Raw genomic sequence first — 19,646 nt, 5'->3', positions numbered from 1 at the left:
TGTTTAAAAAAATTATTAAACACACAGGCGGTGCATTGAGTTTGCCGAAGTGAGGATGATTATTTTAAGCATCAAAGGTTCCATGTGACCGTTGAAAAAACAATAAAATAATACATGAAAGGACCATTATTTTATTCGAAAATACTGCTCTTCGGAGAGTATGGTATCATTAAGGATTCCAAAGGGTTGTCCATTCCTTATAATTTTTATAACGGGGCGCTGAAAACGGCCAAAGAATCTTCAGAAGAGGTGTCCGAATCTAATCTCAGCCTGAAACGATTTGCGGATTACCTGGAGAACCTGCAAACCGAAAAGCCGGACCTGGTGACTTTTGATATAGGAAAATTGAAGGGAGATGTGGCAGAAGGGATGTACTTCGACAGCAGTATACCCCAGGGTTACGGGGTAGGTAGCAGCGGTGCGCTGGTGGCTGCGATTTACGATAAATATGCTAACGATAAGATCACCATACTGGAAAATCTTACCAGGGATAAATTGTTGAAACTGAAAAAGATATTCGGGGAAATGGAATCTTTTTTCCATGGAAAGTCGTCCGGACTCGATCCTCTGAACAGTTATCTCAGCATTCCCATACTCATCAATTCCAAGGATAATATAGAACCTGCCGGCATACCTTCCCAAAAGAAAGACGGTAAGGGAGCGGTTTTTCTGCTGGACAGCGGGATGGTCGGTGAAACGGCACCTATGATCCATATTTTTATGGAAAGTATGAAGCAGGAAGGATTCCGGAAAATGCTTAAAGACCAGTTTATCAAACATACCGACGCCTGCGTGGAAGATTTTCTGAAAGGCGATGTGAAATCCCTTTTCGGAAATATCAAACAATTGTCGCATGTGGTCCTGGATAATTTTAAGCCCATGATCCCCGCGCAGTTTCATAAGATCTGGAAACACGGTATTGAAACCAATGAATACTACCTGAAACTTTGTGGTTCGGGAGGAGGAGGATATATTCTCGGTTTTACACAGGATATCGATAAGGCCCGAAAAGCGCTCAAAGACTACAACCTTGAAGTGGTCTACAACTTCTGAATCGCATAAATAATCTTAAACACAGTACGTATCAGGACAAATGCGTCATAATTGAGTACTTCTATGTTTAAGGTTTATTGCCGGTGACCCGGTTGTTGATTAGTTCGGGAGTTGAAACGGGAAGCCTTCCCTGCAATACTCCAAGACTCCCCGACTTAACACTCAAGATCTCCAATCTTTATCCGGTTCCTGAGCCCTTTGGCAAGCTCAGGGAAGAGCAATCTTTATCAATCACCATACATCTCCATCCCGATATCGGGACTCCTCGTCTCCTTGTGTTCCTGTATATGATGTGTTTGCCCTGCAATACGTATGAAAAGAATATTGGTTTCCGTATATTCGCAGTATCTATCGGGAACGCTTTACCGTTTCCGGTTTTATTTTCGCATAAGGCCGTAAAAATTGAAAATGTGCAGCTATCCAGGAAAAACAGACTGCTATTGCTTAAGCTTCTAAGTATTTTTTCCGTGGTCCGGGGATATAACATTCTGGTTATTGTTATCGCCCAGTATCTCACCTCTGTTTATATTCTCGCTCCGGAAAAACCACTTATGCGGGTAGTTCTGGACGGTAATCTTTTTGCTATTGTCGCCGCTTCAGCGCTGGCTATTGCTTCCGGTTACATTATCAATAATTTTTATGATGCGGAAAAGGACCTGATTAACCGCCCCCGGAAAACCATGCTCGACCGCCTGATCAGCCAGCGCACAAAATTAACGGCGTATTTTATCCTGAATTTTGTCTCGGTGATTTTTGCCAGTTATGTATCTTTTCGTGCCGTCGCCTTTTTTTCGGTATATATTTTTGCGTTGTGGTTCTATTCACATAAGCTGAAACGCATTCCTATGGTAGGGAATATGGTATCTTCTGTTCTGGCGATCACTCCTTTTTTTGCCGTTTTTATCTATTACAAGAATTTTGCCTCGGTGATTTTTGTACACGCGGTCTTTCTGTTTCTCATTATCCTGATACGGGATATGGTCAAAGACCTTGAAAATATTAAAGGAGATCTGATTCAGGGGTACAGGACCATCCCCATTATATACGGGGAAAGGGCTTCCAAGAGTATTATTACCCTGTTGGCATTCATTACATGGGTGCCGACCTATTTACTGATCGCCAGATTTGAAATAGGTCATATGGATATTTTCTTTTACGGTTGTTTTCTGTTGCTCCTGGTATTCCTGGTACTGATGTGGAAAGCGTCTTCCAAGAAGGATTACCTGGTATTGCACAATATCCTTAAGTTTATAATTGTGGCCGGGGTATTCAGTATTCTGCTGATAGATATTGATCTGGTGCTGAACCGTATCCTGTAAAAGTTAAAAGGATAAGACTCCCCGCTTTCAAAAATAACGGGTAATGCAGTTAAGGACTAATATCCTATCTTTGCCAAAAAACAGGACATGAGCAGAACCGATAAGAACAGGAAAGGAAAGGTCTCCGGAAGACAAGGGGGAGAACGCAAGGAAAGCTATGCCAGGGGCAATGCGCCCATACGTAAAAATCCCTTGTCGAAAAACCCGGATGAAATACGGCTGAATAAGTATATCTCCAATGCGGGAATCTGTTCGCGCAGGGATGCGGATATTTATATTGCTGCGGGGAATGTGTCTGTAAACGGAAAGCCGGTTACAGAGCTCGGATATAAGGTAAAGCTAACGGATGAGGTCCGTTTTGACGGAAAGGTGATCCGGCCGGAGAAGAAAGAATATGTGCTCTTGAACAAGCCAAAAGGCTTTATTACCACGACCAAGGACGAGCGGGGGCGAAGAACGGTTATGGAACTGGTGTCCAATGCATCCAAATCCAAATTGCTGCCTGTCGGGCGGCTGGACCGCAATACTACGGGCTTACTGTTATTTACCAATGACGGGGACCTGGCCAAAAAGCTTACCCATCCTAAACACGGGGTCCGGAAGATATACCATGTAGAACTGGACAAGAACCTTAAGCAGGAAGACCTGGTAAAAATACAACAGGGACTCACCCTTGATGACGGTCTCATAGAGGTAGACGAAATAAGCTACATAGAAAATACACCTAAACGCGAGGTAGGGATCAAGATACACAGCGGTAAAAACCGTATTGTGCGCAGGATATTCGAACACCTGGAGTATGATGTGATTAAACTGGACCGGGTTATTTTTGCAGGGCTTACCAAGAAAGACCTGCCAAGGGGGCATTGGCGTCCGCTGACACAACAGGAGATTATCAATCTTAAAATGATGTAATCGAAAAAGAGAAAAGGGCCGTTTAAATACAGCCCTTTTTAGTTTTGTCTTTTCTGAATATTTTTTCTTTTAAATATCTTTCTTCCTGTGATTAAGCTTTGGAGGTAAGAGATTTAAAAAATACAAATCCGAAGCCGAGAAACAACATGCAATGGAACGGAAACAGCCCGTAATCGTTCAGCGATATGGCGCTGTACATGCCAAAGAGGAAATAAAAGGCCAGGACCGCTTCCAGCAGGGTGTTGGGGGATATCTTTTCGTGGAGGTATTTATTACCTTTCCAGCTGTCTGCGAGATTCTTGATGTTGAATTTTGGCGTCCTTACGAATTCACTTCTTTTACCGATATGGCCTTCCAGTACGGCTACGGAATTGTGCAGGGAAAAGCCCATGGCTACGGAGAAAAAGGTAAAGAACATTTTGATGTAATCGATAAAATTATCAAATCCGCTGCCCTGAATATTTTTATAAGTAAACCAGTAACACACAAACAGTATGATCGTACTGGCTATAAAGAAGCTGGTTACTTCAAAAACCCAACCGAGATGTCCGAAGGTGTTTTTAATATATAGCATAGGTATGCTGAGCAATGCCACAACAAATACGCATAAGAACATGGAGCTGTTCAGCAGGTGAAGAACACCGTGTAGCTTGGTTTTGAAGGGAATGTTCTTTGCCGAGATCACGCGGGTAACTGTTTTCCGGAAGTTTTCGGCCCCTCCCTTGTTCCAGCGGAATTGCTGGGAGCGGGCAGCGCTGATAACCACGGGAAGTTCCGCCGGCGTTTCCACGTCTTCAAGATATTTGAATTTCCAGTTTTTGAGCTGTGCCCTGTAACTCAGGTCCAGGTCTTCGGTAAGTGTGTCTCCTTCCCAGTTTCCGGCATCGATAATACATTCTTTGCGCCATATCCCAGCCGTACCGTTGAAGTTGATAAAGTGTCCTTTACTGTTACGCCCCACCTGTTCCAGGGTAAAGTGGGCATCCAGGGCGAAAGCCTGTATTTTGGTAAGGAGGGAATAGTCGCGGTTGAGGTGGCCCCAGCGAGTTTGTACGACACCTATTTCGGGGTCCTTAAAATAAATTACCGTTTTCTTCAGCCAGTCGTTGTCGGGCAGAAAATCGGCATCGAAAATGGCTATAAACTCTCCTTTGGCTATTTTCAGCCCGTCCTTTAACGCACCGGCTTTAAATCCCTGGCGGTTTTCTCTTCGGATGTGCTGAATGTCAAGCCCGGTTTCCTGTAGCCTGGCGATCTGTTTGGCTGTTTCGGAAGCCGATTCGTCCGTAGAATCATCCAAAACCTGTATTTCCAGCTTGTTCTGCGGATATTCTATCTTGGCGATGTTCTCCAGAAGCCGCTCTACTACATATTCTTCATTGTAAATAGGAAGCTGGATAGTTACGTAAGGAATCTCTCTCGGGTCCAGTAAATTGAACTTGGGAGCTTCATCGTTTTTCCGTTTGTGTCCCAGGTAATTGAAAAGCAGGTTTAACTGCGCCAGGCTGTAAAAGAAAATAAGTAACAAAGCTATGCTGTATATAGCAATGGCAATGTATGAAAGTGTTAACATCATTTAGACTGTTTTAAACTGTACTTGAATATCCACCCAAAATTTAACGGCGGCAAAGATAGTATCTTTTACGGTTCCCGAAACTTTTCGGTTCACTATTCCGTTTTTATAACGATCTGGTATTTCGTTATATAGGATCTTCCCTGCACGTATGTTCATTTTCAGTGTTTTGAATCCGCCAAACTTTTACAATGTACTTCCAAAGGTTAAAACAGGATAACATCTTTATATGCGTGACGGGTATATCTTCTTTTCACAATTAGCCGGGGGCAGCTCGGAATAACTGTTGTCATTAGATACGAGCATACCGGATGTTTTGGATGTTTTCCCGAGTAATTTTTTTAGCTGGGAAAATTCTGTTATGGGGCGAGGCTATGTGTTTTCTTTGCACTAATGCCTGTTTTAGTCATCCGGAACGAGGATACGTACCCTAAGCCGTGTATTTTTCTTTCTTCGGGTGTTTCACATATAATCTTAAACGGCATACCGGGCTATTTATTTGCCGTGATGTAAAGTTTTACGCAGGGAGCCGTTTTGTTAATTCTCTGAAAAGTAGTGTCATATCGGGCCCAGCCTTTGTAGCGATAGCTATGATGTCATTGATATCTATGGGAGCCAGGTTATCCGGATCGCATTCGTCGGTGAGTTTCCCCAGTCCGGTGCCGGGGACAATATCAATTTCGGGTTTCAGAAAACCGCTTTCGCGAAGATACGCTACCGATTTGTCAAGGTCGTTTTGTGTTGTATCCTGTTGTTTTGGTGCTGTATGGAGTGCCCCCGGGTATTGTTGTGATACAACAACTCAAGACGAGTTCAACAGGAGAGATTGTCAAAAAGAAAAACCCGCCGTATTGTTGTGGCGGGTTTTTCTATGCAATTTGCTGCCGGTTTTCAGCTTATTTATTGTCATCGATTTTTTCTTCGATTTTCTCGCCGGTCTTTTTAACCTTTTCCTTTACCGTATCGGCTGCTTTTTTAGTTTCGTCCCAGGTGTCTTCTGCGGCATCCTTGGTGTCGTCCCAGGTATCTTCCGCAGCATCCTTGGTGTCATCCCAGGCTTCTTCTGCCTTGTCTCCGGTTTCATCCAGAGTATTTTCTATTTTATCTCCGGCGTCTTCTTTTTTCTTGGTGTCCCTGCATGACGCGAGGGTAATTGCAAATACAGCCAATAAAACCATGCTTAAAGATACTTTTTTCATAATCTGAATATTTTTTACGAGTTAATAAATAGAAAAATCAGGAAAAATATTTTTTTCGTTGACCTTCCTTTATTTGCCTGTTATAATAATATACGTAAAAAATCAATGATTTGGATTACGGCGCCTGTATTTTTTTCAACATAAAGTGAGTTAATTCCTCCTGTTTGTTTTTTATATTCCTCTTTTTCAATAAGTTGTGAAAAGGTCTCAAAAAGCTGGTTTTTGTCGGAAACAGAAAGTACTCCGCCCAGTTTTACCAGTTCATTGGCTTCCTTGAATTTGCCGTAGTTTTTGCCGATAATGACAGGAATCCCGAAAACCGCAGGTTCCAGGATATTATGGAGTCCGGTGGTGCCCATACCACCGCCTACGTATGCGATGTCGGCATAACTGTATATTCTGGTCAGTATTCCTATGGTATCGATGATAATAACATCGTAGTCCTGTAAATGGTGTTTTTCTCTTTCGGAATAAAGTATGGCCTTTCTGCGAATGGATTTTAGCAGGCTCTCATTGTGTGCGGGTTTTATATTGTGCGGCGCCAGGGCAAACTTAATACCTTCCGGGGCATTGTTTATCATTTCGGAAAGCAGTTCTTCGTCTTCCGGCCAGGTGCTTCCGGCCACAAAACAGGGTTTGCCGTCCTTGAATGTTTCCATAAACTCAAGTGTATTGTCCCGGTGCAGGATCTCCTCTACCCGGTCCAGGCGGGTATCGCCGCTAACGGTCACCCGGTCTATACCTATGCCTTTGAGCAGTTCTCCGGAATTTGCGTCCTGCACGAAAAAATGGCGGAACGTTTGGAGGGAATGTCGCATAAATCCCCCGTAGGGCTTAAAGAACAACTGGTCTTTACGGAATATGCCGGAAATAAGAATAGTGTTTATTTTTCGTTTTCTAAGTTCGGAAAGGTAGTTCGGCCAGAATTCATATTTGACAAATACGGCGAGTTCGGGCTTTACCATGTTGAGGAATTTTTTTGCATTCCTCCTGGTGTCCAGGGGCAGGTATGTGATGATATCTGCGGCTTTGCTGCCCTTTTTTACCTCGTATCCGGAAGGGGAAAAAAAGGTGACCAGTATTTTGCGATCGGGAAATTCGGCTTTGATCTTTTCAATGACGGGGAGTCCTTGTTCGAATTCGCCGAGCGAAGCCGTGTGAAACCAAATGATCCTGTCGCCCGGGACTGTAATTTTCCGCAGATCGGAAAATACCGTTTTTCTGCCGTTGACAAAAAGCTTTATTTTTTTGTTGAACGGGGCTATGATCTTTAGTAGAAGGCCCGCAACGGAAATCAGGATGTTGTAGATAAAAGACAGCATGGTACAACCGGAATTTGAGGAACGGAATGAAATCCTGTTCTTTGGCTGCTAAAATACATTACTTTCTGCAAACCTGCAGGGTAAAACCGAATTTTCGGGATCGGAGAAATTCATTCCCGTTTCATTGGCAGACGTTCCTTTATTTCGTATTATTGTTTGGTTTTTCTGAAATGTTTTTCAGCCGCTCATCTATCGATAACCCGTAGCGTTAACTTTTCTGCGAAGTGGGTTTTTTCAGTATGCGGCACGCAAATTAAATACAGATATAGTGAAGAAGATACAGATGGTAGACCTCAAGGGTCAGTACGAATTTATCAAGGATACCGTTGATCGTTCCATAGCAGAAGTTATTAGTTCCACGGCATTTATCAACGGCCCGGAAGTACGTGAATTTCAAAAAGAACTCGAGGCATATCTCGGAGTGAGGCACGTTATTCCCTGCGCCAACGGTACGGATGCTTTGCAGATAGCGATGATGGGTCTCGGCCTGGAGCCCGGAGACGAAGTGATCACGGCCGACTTTACTTTTGCGGCTACCGTAGAAGTTATTGCCCTGCTTCAGCTTACCCCGGTACTTGTGGACGTGGAACCGGATACTTTTAATATAGACCCGGAAGCCATACGTAAAGCCATAACGCCGAGAACAAAAGCCATAGTGCCCGTACACCTTTTCGGCCAGTGTGCCAATATGGATGTTATTATGGAAATAGCAAAGGAGCACAACCTCTACGTGATTGAAGATAATGCACAGGGGATCGGGGCTACTTACACCTTTAAAGATGGTAATAAGGTAAAAGCCGGCGCCATAGGCGATGTGGCGGCTACCTCGTTTTTTCCTTCGAAAAACCTCGGTTGCTACGGGGATGGCGGAGCTATCTTTACCAATGACGACAACCTGGCACATGTTATACGAGGTATTGTCAACCACGGTATGTATGAACGCTATCACCACGATGTCATCGGGGTGAATTCGCGGCTCGATTCCATACAGGCGGCCGTACTGCGTGCCAAATTGCCCTTGCTGGATACCTATAACGAGAAACGAAAAGAGGCCGCCGCAAAATATACCAAAGCATTAGAAGGAGAAGACAACGTGGTTACCCCGGTCCTGGTAGGAGAAGCCGATTCGCATGTCTATCACCAATACACTCTCAAAATAGCGGGAGCGGACAGGGATGCATTGGTGGCCTTCCTGGGAGCACACGAAATACCGTGCGGAATCTATTATCCCATACCCCTGCACAGGCAAAAAGCATATGTAGACGAAAGATATAAAGAAGAAGAATTTACCGTGACCAATAAACTGGTGGAAGAAGTGATATCCCTGCCCATGCACACGGAACTGGACGACGAGCAGATAGCATACATTACATCCAAAATAAAGGAATTTGTAAATAAATAGTGAATTAACCCGATAAAGGTTATTTGAAAATGGCAGAAAAAAAGAAAATACTGGTAACAGGGGGGCTTGGCTTTATTGGCTCCCACACCGTGGTGGAATTGCAGAACGAAGGATTTGAGGTGGTAATCATCGATAATCTCTCCAATTCCTCCATAGAAGTGCTCGAAAGAATAACCCGTATTACGGGAAAAACCCCTCAGTTCGAAAAGATAGACCTCAGGGAAAAAGCGAAAGTAAAGGAGTTTTTTGCCAAACATTCCGACGTTTCCGGGGTTATCCATTTTGCCGCATCCAAAGCTGTTGGCGAAAGCGTGGAAAAACCGCTGTTGTATTACGAGAACAATATCAATACCCTGGTCTATATATTACAGGAGCTTCGGGATAAGGGAGAGTCCTGCTTTATCTTTAGTTCTTCCTGTACGGTGTACGGACAGGCAGACGAACTGCCGATCACGGAAAATGCCCCCGTTAAAAAAGCGGAATCTCCCTATGGAAATACCAAACAGATAGGAGAAGAGATCATAGCCGATGCCTGTAATGTATATAAAGAATTGAAAGCCATATCGCTCCGTTATTTCAATCCCATAGGGGCGCATCCTTCCGTGGAAATAGGCGAACTGCCTCTGGGAGTACCGCAAAACCTGGTGCCTTTTATTACACAGACCGGCGCCGGAGTGCGCGAACAAGTCTCTGTTTTCGGGGGTGACTACCCGACACCCGACGGTACCGGGATACGCGATTATATCCACGTTGTAGACCTGGCAAAAGCCCATGTGGTGTCGCTGCAGCGGTTACTGAAGGGTGATAATAAAAGTAATTACGAAGTGTACAATGTAGGTACCGGAAAAGGAAGTTCCGTGCTGGAAGTGATCGGAAGTTTTGAAAAAGTTTCCGGGGAAAAACTCAATTATAAAATAGTAAACCGCAGGCCAGGGGATATTACCGCCGCCTATGCGGATACCACCAAAGCCAATACGGAGCTGGGATGGAAGGCAAAATCTACTCTCGATGAAGCCATGCGTTCGGCCTGGGCGTGGGAAAAGAAAATAAGAAGCTGATAAATCGGTATGAATGAGGTGGTAATTTTGAAGAAATTAAAAATTACATGCCGAAAAAATACGGCCTTTGCGCCCGGATGTTACAGAAGTTTGATTAAATTGTTGCGAGCTAACAACGAGTAAGCAGGACAGTCCGCCCGGAAGAATTTTCAATTTTTCCGGAAAACGGGACTGTTTTGTAGTTCATACGAATTAACTAACCAAACAGAACAACAATGAAAAAAATACTTCTGTGTGCCGCGCTCTTCAGTGTGGCTTTACTTCAGGCACAAAAGATTTACCTGCATTGCGGGAAAATTCTCGATACGGAGAGCGGTAAGATCCTCAACGAAAAAACCCTGGTTATTTCCGATGGTAAAATAACAGAGGTGGCAGATGGTTATATAACCCCGGAACATACAGGAGACATTATAGATCTTTCCGGCAAAACCGTTTTACCGGGACTTGTGGATATGCACGTCCACCTGGAACACGAGACCAACCCCAAACGCTACCTGGCGAGGTATACCGAAAATGAGGCCGATGTGGCCTTTGAATCTACTTTATATGCCAGAAAGACGCTGATGGCAGGGTTTACCACGGTCAGGGATCTGGGCGGTAGTGGTATTAATACCGCGTTGCGTGATGCCATAAAAAAAGGATATGTGACGGGTCCCCGGATTTTTTCCGCAGGAAAATCCATCGCCACTACCGGGGGACATGCGGACCCTACCAATGGCAGCCGTAAAGACCTTATGGGAGATCCGGGGCCCAGGGAAGGCGTGATAAATTCGCCGGAGGAAGCCCGGAAAGCCGTGCGTCAGCGTTACAAAAACGGCGCGGATGTCATAAAAATAACGGCTACCGGCGGAGTGCTCAGTGTGGCAAAAAGCGGGCATAATCCGCAGTTCTTTTTAGATGAAATAAAGGCCATAACCGAAACGGCAGCCGATTACGGTATGCTGGTAGCAGCTCACGCCCATGGCGATGAAGGCATGCAGCGTGCCATTCAGGGAGGAGTGAAGACCATAGAGCACGGTACGTTTATGAGTGAGGAGACTATGGAGATGATGAAAGCATACGATGCCTATTATGTGCCAACCATAATCGCAGGAAAAGAAGTGGCTGAAAAAGCCGAGATAGATGGGTATTTCCCCGACCTGGTAGTCCCCAAAGCCCGGGAAGTGGGGCCGAAGATACAGGGCACTTTTGCAAAAGCGTATAAGAAAGGAGTGAAAATAGCTTTCGGTACGGATGCCGGGGTGTATAAACACGGGGATAATGCAAAGGAATTCCAGTATATGGTAGAAGCGGGGATGCCGGAAGCAGAAGCTATCCGGTCAGCCACCGTTACTCCGGCCATGTTGCTGGGAATGAAAGATCAGATCGGGCAACTTAAAAAAGGTTATATTGCAGATATTATTGCGGTGAACGACGATCCGACCAAAGATATAAAAACCCTCCGGGACGTGGTTTTTGTGATGAAAGAAGGAGTGGTTTACAAAAACGAGAGTACAGAACCATAATGAAAAGGGCGGAACGGGGTGATGGCCCGCTCCGCTGAAATAACCATCAGACTAAAATAATGTTGTGGTACCACAGGTGAAAGATATGGCGTCCTTACTGGATTGTGCCCGGAAAGAACAATTATGGGAAAAGCTGGTGATGCAGTTGAATAAGGATTTTCTGTCCGCTAATATCCATATGGACCTGGAAACGACCGTTTCTCCCGAAAAACTGGGGAGAACACTTCACGAAACGGTCTTTCTGCTTATGCGGGACAGGTTTAACGATTATCTGAACCTGCTCTATATTATCGACGTCCCCGAAACAGCAGTGAAAAGCATACAGGCACTGGATACGGTAGAGATATCCGGGGAAGTGTCGTTTCTTATCCTGAAAAGAGAGTGGCAAAAGGTGTGGTTCAAGAACAGGATCTGACACCGTAACTCCGGTTTCATAATAGCTTCCGGAAGGCCTTCCGACTCCCGTTCCGGGTCTTGAAATCTATCACGTAAAATGCCAGGAATCCCACAAAAAAAGGGGATATAGTTGCTACGGCTGTGTTTTTGTTTCGACTTGTTAAAATCTTACTAATTGTATATATAAATGTGTCAAAACTTTAACACCATGTATTTGAAATATCGTACTTTTGGAAAAAATTTGTCATAACGAGACAGCTGAAAAAGATAATATGGACAAGTATTCTTTTTTGAATGCTGCGCATACAGCATTTTTTGCTGACCTATACGATCAGTATTTACAGAATCCCGACAGCGTAGAACCCAGCTGGAGGGCTTTTTTTCAAGGATTCGATTTTGGAGTGGAGAGCGCCGCACCCGGTGACTTTGTGGCTTCGAATGGTGTTGAAGCAACCGTTCCCGGAACAACTTCTTCTGCAGGGACTTCCGGTAAAACAGAAGTGCCGGAAACAGTGGTGAAGGAATTCCGGGTCGTCGATCTCATTGATGCCTACCGTACGCGGGGACATCTGTTCACCAAGACCAACCCGGTGCGGGAAAGAAGACAATATGCTCCTACGCTGGAGAAGGAGAACTTCGGTCTTACGGATGCGGATATGGATGTGGGATTCAAGGCCGGTGAAATACTCGGTATAGGAACCAAAACCCTGCGGGAGATTATAGACCACCTTCAGGCGATCTACTGCGATTCCATCGGGGTGGAATATATGTACATCCGCCAGCCTGAAGAAGTACAATGGATACAGAACAAGCTCAATATCAACGATAACCATCCTTCTTTTTCTGCCGAAGAGAAAAAACACATTCTCGGCAGGCTGAATGATGCCATATCGTTCGAAGGATTTCTGCACACCAAGTATGTGGGGCAAAAGAGATTTTCACTCGAAGGGGGAGAATCCCTTATCCCGGCCTTGGATGCTATTGTAGACAAGGCGGCAGACCTGGGAGTAAAGCAGTTTGTTATGGGGATGGCCCACCGTGGCCGCCTCAATGTACTGACCAATATCTTCGGAAAATCCGCAAAAGATATTTTCAGCGAATTTGACGGAAAAGACTATGAGATCCCTGCTTTTGACGGGGATGTTAAATATCACCTGGGCTGGACTTCCGAACGAAGGACCAAAGCAGGTAAGGAGATACGGATGAACATCGCGCCCAACCCTTCACACCTGGAGACTGTGGGGGCGGTAGTGGAAGGGATTACACGGGCAAAGCAGGACAACCACTATGAAGATGACTTCTCAAAAGTACTTCCTATAGTAGTACACGGAGATGCTGCCATTGCAGGACAGGGAATTGTCTATGAGGTAGTACAGATGGCTAAGCTGGACGGTTACAAAACCGGGGGTACCATTCATATGGTCGTAAATAACCAGATAGGATTTACCACTAATTATCTCGATGCCCGTTCGTCTATTTACTGTACCGATGTCGGAAAAGTGACTTTATCGCCCGTACTTCATGTCAATGCGGATGATGTGGAAGCGGTAGTGCATGCAGCGCTTTTTGCTCTCGATTTCCGTATGACCTTTAAAAGAGATGTCTTTATCGACCTTCTCGGTTATCGCAAGTATGGTCATAACGAAGGAGATGAGCCGAAATTCACGCAGCCGAAACTCTATAAAGCCATTGCCAAGCATCAAAACGCAAGGGATATTTATGCGGAGAAGCTGATAAAAGAAGGTATTATAAACAGCGGGTATGTAAGTGAACTCGAATCCAAATACAAAACACTGCTGGAGGAAGAACTGGAGGATTCCAGGAAAGAGAATACCACCCGGATCATCCCTTTTATGGAGGATGAATGGAAAGGATATGAGCTGGTAAGGGAAGATATGATGCTAAAGCCGGTCGATACCGGTTATCCCAAAGATAAGCTCACCAGGATAGCGGAGGTTATCACTAAGCTTCCTGAAGATAAAAAGTTCCTCAGGAAAATAGAAAGACTCATAGGGGACAGGCACAAAATGTTCTTTGAAACCGATACCCTGGACTGGGCTATGGGAGAACTTCTCGCTTACGGGACGCTGCTGGACGAAGGTTTTAATGTAAGGATAAGCGGACAGGATGTGGAAAGAGGAACTTTTTCGCATCGCCATGCCGTTCTCAAGGTAGAGGATAGCGAAGAAGAAGTGGTGTTGCTGAATGAGCTGAATGAAAAACAGGGTCATTTCTATGCCTTTAACTCATTACTGTCAGAATATGGAGTGGTAGGTTTTGACTACGGTTATGCCATGGCCAGTCCTAAGACACTGACCATATGGGAGGCCCAGTTCGGAGATTTCAGTAATGGGGCACAGATAATGATCGACCAGTATATCTCTGCTGCGGAAGACAAATGGAAAATACAGAACGGCCTCGTGATGTTGTTGCCGCACGGCTATGAAGGACAGGGAGCGGAACACTCTTCGGCACGTATGGAGAGGTATCTGCAGCTTTGCGCCAAAGACAATATGTATATGGCGGATTGTACTACCCCGGCCAACTTCTATCACCTGCTGCGCAGACAGATGAAAGTGAATTTCCGTAAACCTCTTGTTGTGTTTACGCCTAAAAGTTTACTGCGCCATCCGAAAGCGGTTTCCAGTGTGGAAGACTTTGTAAACGGATCTTTCCAGCCGGTAATCGACGATGCGGGCGTAAAGGCCGGAGATGTAAAGACCTTGGTTTTCTGTACCGGTAAATTCTATTACGATCTGCTTGAAGCCCGTGAGGAGAAAGGCAGGGAGAAAGACGTAGCGCTGGTGAGACTGGAACAATTGTTCCCGTTGCCTTCCGATAAGATCAAGGAAGTTATAAGTAAGTATAAGAGTGCCAAAGACGTTGTGTGGGCACAGGAAGAACCCCGGAATATGGGTGCGTGGAGCCATTTGCTGATGCATTTGGAGAACGCGAGAGAATTCAGAGTATGTTCCAGAAGGTTCTATTCCTCTCCTGCGGCCGGAAGTGCCGTAAGGTCCAAAAAAAGACATCAGGAAGTTATAGCGTATGTCTTTGACGAAACCAGGGATAACAACATCCGGGATTACCGGGCCAAAAATGGTTACGGACATTAAAAAATATCCTTACCATATATGGAAACTAAAAATAAGAATACGACCAATAAAATTATAGAACAATGATTTTAGAAATGAAAGTTCCTTCGCCGGGGGAATCTATTACAGAAGTGGAAATAGCCGAATGGCTGGTTTCTGACGGAGATTATGTAGAGAAAGACCAGGCCATTGCGGAAGTGGATTCGGATAAAGCAACCCTGGAGCTTCCTGCGGAGGCGAGTGGTATCATTACGCTCAAAGCCGAAGAAGGCGATGCTGTTGCCGTAGGGGAAGTGGTTTGTTTAATAGATACCAGTGCCGCGAAGCCGGAAGGAGGTTCCGCAGACGAAAAAGAAAAACCGGAAGCTAAAGAAGAGAAGAAAGAAGCTCCGAAAGAAGAGGCGAAACCGGCAGCACAACCGGCCCAGCCCGAAAAGAAAGAAACATATGCCTCTGGTACGGCTTCTCCTGCAGCTAAAAAAATACTGGAGGAAAAAGGAGTTGCTGCCAATGAGGTTAAAGGAACCGGTAAAGACGGGCGTATAACCAAAGATGACGCTGTAAAAGCGGTGCCTTCTATGGGGACACCCGGGCCCGGAAGCAGGGGGCAGGAACGTAAAAAACTTTCCATGCTCCGCAGAAAAGTTGCAGAGCGCCTGGTTTCGGCCAAGAACGAAACAGCGATGCTCACCACGTTTAACGAGGTGAACATGACACCGATCTTTAAGCTGAGAAATCAATATAAAGAAGAATTCAAGTCAAAGCACGGGGTTGGCCTCGGCTTTATGAGTTTCTTTACAAAAGCGGTGGTAAGAGCATTGCAGCTATACCCGGACGTAAACTCCATGATTGACGGAGATTATAAAATAAGCTATGATTTCTGCGATATTTCCGTAGCCGTATCAGGCCCCAAAGGCCTTATGGTTCCGATAGTAAGAAATGCGGAAAATCTGAGCTTCAGGGGAATCGAATCGGAGATCAAACGTCTGGCCATCCGTGCCCGTGACGGACAGATCACCGTAGATGAAATGACGGGAGGAACCTTTACCATTTCTAACGGAGGGGTATTCGGAAGTATGTTGTCTACACCTATTATCAATCCGCCGCAATCCGGTATCCTGGGAATGCATAATATTATAGAGCGCCCTATTGCCGTAGACGGAAAAGTAGAGATACACCCCATGATGTATGTGGCCCTTTCCTATGATCACAGGATCATTGACGGACGGGAATCCGTAGGTTTCCTTGTGGCTATAAAAGAAGCCCTGGAGAGCCCGGAAGAACTGCTCATGGACGGAAATATTAAAAAAGCACTGGAATTATAATAAAAAGTAAAGGCGAAGACTTTCAAAGCCCGGATTTCCGAAACTGCTTTTTTGCAGGCGGAAATCCGGGTTTCTTTTTGCATAGCGGGCCTTAACCCTGCATTCCTGCAATGGTCTTTGCAGCTTCTTCGACAGTTTTTTTGCTGTTTCCTACGAAGATCTTTCCGTCCGCCAGTATTACCGGTCTTTTCAGGAAAGTATAATGCTCCAGGATAAAACGCTTGTAGTCTTCTTCGGTTAGTTTTTCCTCCGCCAGGTTCCTTTCCTTATACAGTTTTGCTCTTCTGCTGAAAAGACTTTCGTAAGAACCGGCCAGTTTTTTCATTTCTTCCAGCTGTTTTACCGTGATCGGTTCGGATTTTATGTCCTGTAAGACGAACGAATCCGGAAGTTGAAGTTGCTTTATGATTCGTTTGCAGGTGTCGCAGGTGCTGAGGTGATATATCTTGTCCATAAAATAATGCTTTGCACAAAAGTAGTATAACTTTTCCGATACGAAAAAAGGGGAATGCTGGGTAAACACATCATGTGCATAGTATCTGAGAGTGTGAGAGTGTGGGAATGAGTTAAAGGTGTTTGTGAAATGACGGCATAGGGATTGTAAGGATGACCGGGAGGCTGGGTGCCTTTCGCTGGAACTTGAAACCTGCAACCTGCAATCTTGATTGAACTATTTATAATTTTTTAATGCGTTTGTTCCGGAGGGGAATGCACCTGAATGATGAGGGGATTTAAACTTTTTTATAAACTTGTTTTTGAGTTCTTTAACTTGTTTACTCGTTTACTTTTTATGACAGACCGGAAAAGTTTAAATGAATTGGATTAGTTTTGGAAAAAAGATCAGCGATGTACGAAAAACAAGTGGAAATTTTAAAAAGCACGAGGAACCTGGTAGTCAATGCCATTGAAGGATTATCCCCGGAAGAGATCAATAAGATCCCCGAAGGGTTTAATAATAACATAGCGTGGAACCTGGCACATCTTGTGGTGTCGCAACAGATATTGTGTTACAGGTTGTCCGGGCTGGAATGCAACGTGAGCGAAGATATTATAAATGACTATAGGAAGGGGACCGCTCCGGACCCGGAAAAACCGATAACGGAAGAGGAGCTGCGCTATTTCAGGGAAATATTTTTGAGTAATCCTGACAAATTACAGGAGGATTACCGGGAGGGGCTTTTTAAGACATATAACACCTATACGACCAGCATGAATGTGACCCTCTCCGATATAGACTCGGCGATGGCTTATAACAATATGCACGAAGGTCTTCACCTGGGGTATATACTGGCGTTAAAACGGGCTATAAAATAGCCAGGTATTGTTTTGCCTCTTCCAGGGGGATTTCGAGTGTCTTGCCACCTTCCGCATACGAACTGATATCGTAGGCATTGTAGTGAAGGATGATATTGTCTTTAGTAAAACCGATATTTTCCGGAAGTTGATAGGTGTCGTCTTCAAACCAGAATCCGGTACTGTTGATGTTACTGCCTTCCGGAATTTTTTCCTGTTTCCGGAATTTTTTTTCCGCGATTTTCCGGAACGACCCCATGTCGGTGAAAAGTTCCTTGTTGTCGTATTCCTTGCCGGTTTGAGGGTCCAGGTTGAGATAGGTGAGGCTGGAATACCCGTGCGCACCCCCGGTATACATAAATGCCGAGAATGCAATGCTGTGCAGCTTTTCTCCTTTAAAGAGTACTTCTCCCTGGATGTCCGCTTCATAGCCGAATGCAAAATCCGGTTGCATTTCCTTGTCTTTGAGGTATTCATTTTTGAAATTTTCCACCGCTTTTTCTATGGATTCTTCCTTTTTGGCATCGGGGTCTATGATAAAATAGCTTATGATCTTGTCGTCGATTATAGCGTTGATCTTATTCGCAATAGCCGTAGAGGCCACTGCGGTAGGGAAGCTCACTTTGACTTTGGCACATGGACTTTGATCGCAATCTCCGGAGTCCGTCGCTATTTTGTGAGGGGAATAAGAAAGTTCGTCGTTCGTGACACAGCCTGCCAGGATAAGAAATAAGAAAATGGGTAAGAGTCCGAGTCGGTAGTGTATATTTTTCACTTTCATTGGTTCCGGTTAAATTTATTAAGCTTTTCTGTTCGGGTGTTATGTGCTTATATTCTGTGGGTTACGGCAAGAACCATTTTTTAAGGGAGTCCATTGCTCTGTAAAAGCAAGAATAATAAGCTAAAGATACTTCTTTATTATGAATAGGAAAAAGTAAATACTATTTTTGTGTAGCAGTTACAGGAACGGAAGATCTGTGTGGTGCGGCATTTCCGGTTAAGTGTAATGCGGGCACGGGCAGTTTCCGGATTAAACAATGTGCATATGAAGTTCAATACCAAGACCATTCACGGGGGGCAGGAATACGATAGAGCTTACGGGGCCGTTATGACTCCCATATACCAGACATCCACCTATGCGCAAACTACTCCCGGCGGACATAAAGGATTCGAATATTCCAGGACACACAACCCTACCAGGTCGGCACTTGAAAATGCATTTGCAAGCCTGGAAAACGGAAAATACGGTTTGGCTTTCGCCAGTGGTATGGCAGCGATAGATGCGGTCCTCAAACTTTTAAAGCCCGGGGATGAGGTTATCTCTACCAACGATCTTTACGGGGGAACATACAGGCTTTTTACCAGAATATATGAAAATCTCGGTATCCGGTTCCGTTTTACGGGTATGGCAGATGCCGGGAAAATAGAAGACTTCATATCTCCTGCCACAAGGCTTATCTGGGTGGAAACACCCACCAATCCTATGATGAATGTTATAGACATCGAAAAAGTTTCGGCCATAGCCAGGAAAAACGGGTTGCTGCTCGCCGTAGACAATACTTTTGCCACGCCATACCTGCAACAGCCGCTGGACCTGGGGGCTGATATTGTTATGCATTCGGCCACGAAATACCTGGGAGGCCATAGTGATGTGGTGATGGGAGCGCTGATCGTGAGGGACAAGGACCTGGCAGACAGGTTGTACTTTATACAGAATGCCAGCGGCGCCGTTTGTGGGCCTATGGATAGTTTTCTGGTGCTGAGGGGAATAAAAACCCTTCATGTGCGAATGCAGCGCCATTGTGAGAACGGCAGGGACATGGCTCTTTTTCTTGAAAGGCACCCCGGAGTGGAAAAGGTATACTGGCCGGGACTGGAAAACCACCCGAACCACGAAGTTGCCAAAAGACAGATGCGCGGTTTTGGCGGAATGGTTTCTTTTGTGATCAAAGGTAACGACAAGGATAAAGCCATAAGTGTCGTAGAGAAGTTAAAAGTGTTTACCCTGGCAGAATCTCTCGGAGGTGTGGAGTCGCTGGCCGGTCATCCCGCGAGTATGACCCATGCGAGCATACCGAAAGAAGAAAGAGAAAAACTAGGCATATCGGATGCCCTGATAAGGCTTAGCGTAGGAATAGAAGATATTGATGATCTAACCGAAGATATGAAACAAGCTCTGGGATAAAACATC

17 protein-coding genes are annotated in these 19,646 nt (G+C 45.0%); 11 read left to right on the top strand and 6 right to left on the bottom strand.

The genetic code is table 11. The features are described 5' to 3' along the window. Window positions 1-114: 114 nt before the first annotated feature. From ACVBDY_RS13710 to ACVBDY_RS13700, 3 genes are all read left to right on the top strand, one after another. The gene (locus ACVBDY_RS13710; RefSeq protein WP_447176031.1) at window positions 115-1,053 is read left to right on the top strand and encodes a mevalonate kinase family protein; all 939 of its coding nucleotides are present in this window, start codon (window positions 115-117) and stop codon (window positions 1,051-1,053) included. 440 nt (window positions 1,054-1,493) lie between these two features. Then, the gene (locus ACVBDY_RS13705; protein ID WP_447176030.1) at window positions 1,494-2,372 is read left to right on the top strand and encodes a geranylgeranylglycerol-phosphate geranylgeranyltransferase; all 879 of its coding nucleotides are present in this window, start codon (window positions 1,494-1,496) and stop codon (window positions 2,370-2,372) included. Window positions 2,373-2,459: 87 nt separating this feature from the next. Continuing rightward, on the top strand, window positions 2,460-3,287 hold the full coding sequence (locus tag ACVBDY_RS13700) for a pseudouridine synthase (RefSeq protein ID WP_447176029.1): 828 nt from the start codon (window positions 2,460-2,462) through the stop codon (window positions 3,285-3,287). 91 nt (window positions 3,288-3,378) lie between these two features. Here ACVBDY_RS13700 and ACVBDY_RS13695 read toward each other — a convergent pair whose 3' ends face one another. The 4 genes from ACVBDY_RS13695 to ACVBDY_RS13680 form a co-directional block, all read right to left on the bottom strand. Further along, window positions 3,379-4,863 (bottom strand): cellulose synthase family protein, encoded by a 1,485-nt coding sequence (locus ACVBDY_RS13695; RefSeq protein WP_447176028.1) that lies wholly within the window; start codon window positions 4,861-4,863, stop codon window positions 3,379-3,381. After that, the gene (locus ACVBDY_RS13690; RefSeq protein WP_447176027.1) at window positions 4,864-5,019 is read right to left on the bottom strand and encodes a hypothetical protein; all 156 of its coding nucleotides are present in this window, start codon (window positions 5,017-5,019) and stop codon (window positions 4,864-4,866) included. It abuts the gene before it with no gap. Between the two features lie 737 nt (window positions 5,020-5,756). Next, the gene (locus ACVBDY_RS13685) at window positions 5,757-6,059 is read right to left on the bottom strand and encodes a hypothetical protein (protein ID WP_447176026.1); all 303 of its coding nucleotides are present in this window, start codon (window positions 6,057-6,059) and stop codon (window positions 5,757-5,759) included. A gap of 80 nt (window positions 6,060-6,139) precedes the next feature. After that, window positions 6,140-7,381 carry a 3-deoxy-D-manno-octulosonic acid transferase gene (locus tag ACVBDY_RS13680; RefSeq protein ID WP_447176025.1) on the bottom strand — a complete coding sequence of 414 codons (1,242 nt, stop codon included), beginning with the start codon at window positions 7,379-7,381 and terminating at the stop codon, window positions 6,140-6,142. 268 nt (window positions 7,382-7,649) lie between these two features. Here ACVBDY_RS13680 and ACVBDY_RS13675 point away from each other — a divergent pair, with 268 nt between their 5' ends. From ACVBDY_RS13675 to odhB, 6 genes are all read left to right on the top strand, one after another. Further along, window positions 7,650-8,783, top strand: coding sequence for a DegT/DnrJ/EryC1/StrS family aminotransferase (locus tag ACVBDY_RS13675; protein WP_447176024.1), 1,134 nt, complete (start codon window positions 7,650-7,652; stop codon window positions 8,781-8,783). A gap of 29 nt (window positions 8,784-8,812) precedes the next feature. Continuing rightward, window positions 8,813-9,841, top strand: a complete 1,029-nt coding sequence (gene galE, locus ACVBDY_RS13670) for a UDP-glucose 4-epimerase GalE (RefSeq protein WP_447176023.1) — start codon at window positions 8,813-8,815, stop codon at window positions 9,839-9,841. A 215-nt stretch (window positions 9,842-10,056) separates the two neighbouring features. Continuing rightward, window positions 10,057-11,346, top strand: coding sequence for a metal-dependent hydrolase family protein (locus ACVBDY_RS13665; RefSeq protein WP_447176022.1), 1,290 nt, complete (start codon window positions 10,057-10,059; stop codon window positions 11,344-11,346). 64 nt (window positions 11,347-11,410) lie between these two features. After that, window positions 11,411-11,761 (top strand): hypothetical protein, encoded by a 351-nt coding sequence (locus ACVBDY_RS13660; RefSeq protein ID WP_447176021.1) that lies wholly within the window; start codon window positions 11,411-11,413, stop codon window positions 11,759-11,761. Between the two features lie 253 nt (window positions 11,762-12,014). Further along, window positions 12,015-14,858 carry a 2-oxoglutarate dehydrogenase E1 component gene (locus ACVBDY_RS13655; protein WP_447176020.1) on the top strand — a complete coding sequence of 948 codons (2,844 nt, stop codon included), beginning with the start codon at window positions 12,015-12,017 and terminating at the stop codon, window positions 14,856-14,858. Between the two features lie 62 nt (window positions 14,859-14,920). Next, complete coding sequence (odhB, locus tag ACVBDY_RS13650; protein ID WP_447176019.1) at window positions 14,921-16,162, top strand: 2-oxoglutarate dehydrogenase complex dihydrolipoyllysine-residue succinyltransferase; 1,242 nt, start codon at window positions 14,921-14,923, stop codon at window positions 16,160-16,162. Window positions 16,163-16,253: 91 nt separating this feature from the next. Here the strand turns inward: odhB and ACVBDY_RS13645 are convergent, their stop codons facing one another. Then, window positions 16,254-16,616, bottom strand: a complete 363-nt coding sequence (locus tag ACVBDY_RS13645) for an arsenate reductase family protein (RefSeq protein WP_447176018.1) — start codon at window positions 16,614-16,616, stop codon at window positions 16,254-16,256. Between the two features lie 392 nt (window positions 16,617-17,008). Here ACVBDY_RS13645 and ACVBDY_RS13640 point away from each other — a divergent pair, with 392 nt between their 5' ends. After that, on the top strand, window positions 17,009-17,476 hold the full coding sequence (locus ACVBDY_RS13640) for a DinB family protein (protein ID WP_447176017.1): 468 nt from the start codon (window positions 17,009-17,011) through the stop codon (window positions 17,474-17,476). Here the strand turns inward: ACVBDY_RS13640 and ACVBDY_RS13635 are convergent. Further along, window positions 17,466-18,236, bottom strand: a complete 771-nt coding sequence (locus ACVBDY_RS13635; RefSeq protein WP_447176016.1) for a PdaC/RsiV family protein — start codon at window positions 18,234-18,236, stop codon at window positions 17,466-17,468. The genes ACVBDY_RS13640 and ACVBDY_RS13635 overlap by 11 nt on opposite strands. A 264-nt stretch (window positions 18,237-18,500) precedes the next feature. Between ACVBDY_RS13635 and ACVBDY_RS13630 the strand changes: the two genes are divergently transcribed. Beyond that, a complete protein-coding gene (locus ACVBDY_RS13630; RefSeq protein WP_447176015.1) occupies window positions 18,501-19,640 on the top strand; it encodes a cystathionine gamma-synthase in 1,140 nt (379 codons plus the stop codon). Window positions 19,641-19,646 lie beyond the last annotated feature (6 nt).

The sequence above is a fragment of the Sinomicrobium halophytocola genome (assembly GCF_052983395.1).
This window is presented reverse-complemented; position numbering and strand designations above follow the sequence as displayed.

Coding starts and splice junctions, on each gene's coding strand:
- ACVBDY_RS13680 (WP_447176025.1), bottom strand. CDS start 7,381: ATGCTGTCTTTTATCTACAACATCCTGATTTCCGTTGCGGGCCTTCTA.
- ACVBDY_RS13695 (WP_447176028.1), bottom strand. CDS start 4,863: ATGATGTTAACACTTTCATACATTGCCATTGCTATATACAGCATAGCT.
- ACVBDY_RS13710 (WP_447176031.1), top strand. CDS start 115: ATGAAAGGACCATTATTTTATTCGAAAATACTGCTCTTCGGAGAGTAT.
- ACVBDY_RS13630 (WP_447176015.1), top strand. CDS start 18,501: ATGAAGTTCAATACCAAGACCATTCACGGGGGGCAGGAATACGATAGA.
- ACVBDY_RS13635 (WP_447176016.1), bottom strand. CDS start 18,236: ATGAAAGTGAAAAATATACACTACCGACTCGGACTCTTACCCATTTTC.
- ACVBDY_RS13665 (WP_447176022.1), top strand. CDS start 10,057: ATGAAAAAAATACTTCTGTGTGCCGCGCTCTTCAGTGTGGCTTTACTT.
- ACVBDY_RS13690 (WP_447176027.1), bottom strand. CDS start 5,019: ATGAACATACGTGCAGGGAAGATCCTATATAACGAAATACCAGATCGT.
- odhB (WP_447176019.1), top strand. CDS start 14,921: ATGATTTTAGAAATGAAAGTTCCTTCGCCGGGGGAATCTATTACAGAA.
- ACVBDY_RS13655 (WP_447176020.1), top strand. CDS start 12,015: ATGGACAAGTATTCTTTTTTGAATGCTGCGCATACAGCATTTTTTGCT.
- ACVBDY_RS13685 (WP_447176026.1), bottom strand. CDS start 6,059: ATGAAAAAAGTATCTTTAAGCATGGTTTTATTGGCTGTATTTGCAATT.
- ACVBDY_RS13700 (WP_447176029.1), top strand. CDS start 2,460: ATGAGCAGAACCGATAAGAACAGGAAAGGAAAGGTCTCCGGAAGACAA.
- ACVBDY_RS13645 (WP_447176018.1), bottom strand. CDS start 16,616: ATGGACAAGATATATCACCTCAGCACCTGCGACACCTGCAAACGAATC.
- galE (WP_447176023.1), top strand. CDS start 8,813: ATGGCAGAAAAAAAGAAAATACTGGTAACAGGGGGGCTTGGCTTTATT.
- ACVBDY_RS13640 (WP_447176017.1), top strand. CDS start 17,009: ATGTACGAAAAACAAGTGGAAATTTTAAAAAGCACGAGGAACCTGGTA.